A 2,297-nucleotide genomic window follows, 5' to 3' on the forward strand; every position below is an offset into this window, starting at 1 on the left:
GTGAATGCAAAACAGGTAACCAATATCCTTTAATCATCGGCCTGCCTCCTTATCCTTATTCAACATCTCGCTGGAGCCGGACCCTGCAGATGCATCCTTCAGTCTTTCAAAGTACTCAAGAATCGCTTTCTTATTATCATCCTGCATCCCCAAAAACTTTATAAACTCAAGGAAAAGATGCAATAACCGTACATCCTCCGCCCTTGCCTCATAAAACCTTTTTATTATCTCCAGCAATGCCTTGTCCTCACTGGAGAAATTCCTCAGTCTTTCCAATAATCCAAACAACAACTCTATGCTTTGCGTATCCTTGTTTCTTATATCAAGAAGCTGGGCGGCTATTTCCATCTCTTTCTCGAAATTCTCCGACCTGCCCTGAAACACCTCTACATCACTTTTATGCTCCATCGGTACATTATCCCCCTCAGAGGTCCCTCCCTCTGCAACAGGCTCCTCTTTGGGCTTCTCCGCCTGAAGTGATATTATCCCGTTGCTGAAAAACTCCTCTTTCAGCCCCAGCACAGAAAACGACGGTATATTCACCTGATTTGACTTAACCAGCTCTTTGAATGCACCGCCGGAATCTACCCCTATCGCCGCAGCCATCGGCCTGAATGCCTCACCTGTGTCTATGTGTATTTCACCCACCGACCCCGTTACTGTTGTTGAATATATCTCTTTATTACCGGTTTTCTTACCGGCTTTCACCTCATAAACTTTTATCGTCAGTTGCGCCGAATCCGGATTTGCCCCCAACAGTTTATCCGTTAATTCCCAATATAGAAATATGCTCTGCTCATTAACCGGCAACAGCACTAAGGTATCAATATTATATCTGGAAGGAATCTCGTATTGTTCAACTATTGGATATTTTATGGAATCTGATACAAAAAAACCTATTCCGTGGCCGTCCTCCGGCTTTTTAGGTTCTCCTATTATAGTTTTGACGGAATTTGCTTCCATACATTCTCCTTTTAAAGTATATTTACCACACAATACTTTACCACACAATACTATCTATAGTGATGTTCTAAAGTATGTTCTTATTGATAGCTTTCAAATGCCCATATAACGGACTTCCAATCGGAACGTTTTTTACATTTTGCTATATATAAAACGTGAATATTAAACTCACCTGCCTATCATCTTACTATAGATGCCAAGGTATCTGTCGGCGGAGTGTTTCCATGAATAGTCGGTTTTCATGCAGGTTATCATAATTTCCCTGAATGTGTATGGTTTTTCGTTCCATATAAACTGAGCCCTTGTCAGAGCCGTCTCTATAGCATCATAGCTGAAATCTTCAAAAGCAAAGCCGTTTCGTTCACTTACCGGCTTTTGTGAGTTTTCCACATCAAACACTGTATCACTTAACCCGCCGGTATTTCTGACTATCGGCACAGTGCCATATCTCATTGCTATCATCTGAGTAAGGCCGCAGGGTTCAAAAAGGCTTGGGATAAGTATCATATCAGCACCGGCATATATCAGATGTGAGAGCTCCTCGTCATAACTGAGGTTCAGGTGACAGTCAGGGTTGCGTTTGAGATAAGGCTTCAGGTGCTGGAAATACTCGTCTATCTCTTTATCCGGTGACGACCCCAACAGAACAAACTGCATCCCCTTGTTGAGGCAATATAGTAACGAATGTCTGATAAGGTGAACACCTTTTTGGGCGTCAAGCCGTCCCACAACGGCAGCTATAGGCTTAAACACATTCCTCAGCGATAATTTCTTTCTGAGCTGTTCTTTATTTTTATACTTATCCTCGATGGTATCCACACTGTAGTTGAAGGCTATATTAGGGTCAGTTTCCGGGCTCCATATGTCGTACTCAACTCCGTTAATTATCCCCTCATATTTCCACGCATATGAAGATAACACGCTCTCAAGCCCCTCTCCCAGTTTGGATGTCCGCGTCTCCACGGCATACTTAGGGGATACGGTGGTAACGTAGTCGGAATAAACAATACCGCCTTTCATCAGGTTCATAAACTCCGGCGCAGACATATCAGCCATCGCATCCAACTCCTTGTAAGTTGACGGATTGAGCCCTGCCGTATCCAGCAATTTGTGCGGCACCTTGCCCTGATGTTTTATGTTGTGTATTGTATAGCAGAGCTTCGTTTGTGAGAGGAAAGTGTTTCTGTATTTGTATCGCAAAAGCACCGGTATGAGAGCTGTTTGCCAATCATGGCAGTGAATAACATCCGGCTGTTTACCCGCCTGCAGCAAAAACTCCACTGCTGCAACAGAAAAAAATGCAAAACGCTCCTCGTCGTCACCCGCACCATAAT

Annotated in this window: 2 protein-coding genes; both read right to left on the bottom strand. The window is 43.6% G+C overall.

Annotated features, from left to right (window positions below):
- Window positions 1–33: 33 nt before the first annotated feature.
- On the bottom strand, window positions 34–963 hold the full coding sequence (locus tag H7844_15780; protein MEO5358739.1) for a DUF4912 domain-containing protein: 930 nt from the start codon (window positions 961–963) through the stop codon (window positions 34–36).
- 168 nt (window positions 964–1,131) lie between these two features.
- Window positions 1,132–2,297 (bottom strand): glycogen synthase (locus H7844_15785; protein MEO5358740.1); only part of this gene is annotated, 1,166 nt, incomplete at its 5' end.

Source organism: Nitrospirae bacterium YQR-1, assembly GCA_039908095.1.
In the GTDB taxonomy this organism is placed as follows: domain Bacteria; phylum Nitrospirota; class Thermodesulfovibrionia; order Thermodesulfovibrionales; family Magnetobacteriaceae; genus Magnetomonas.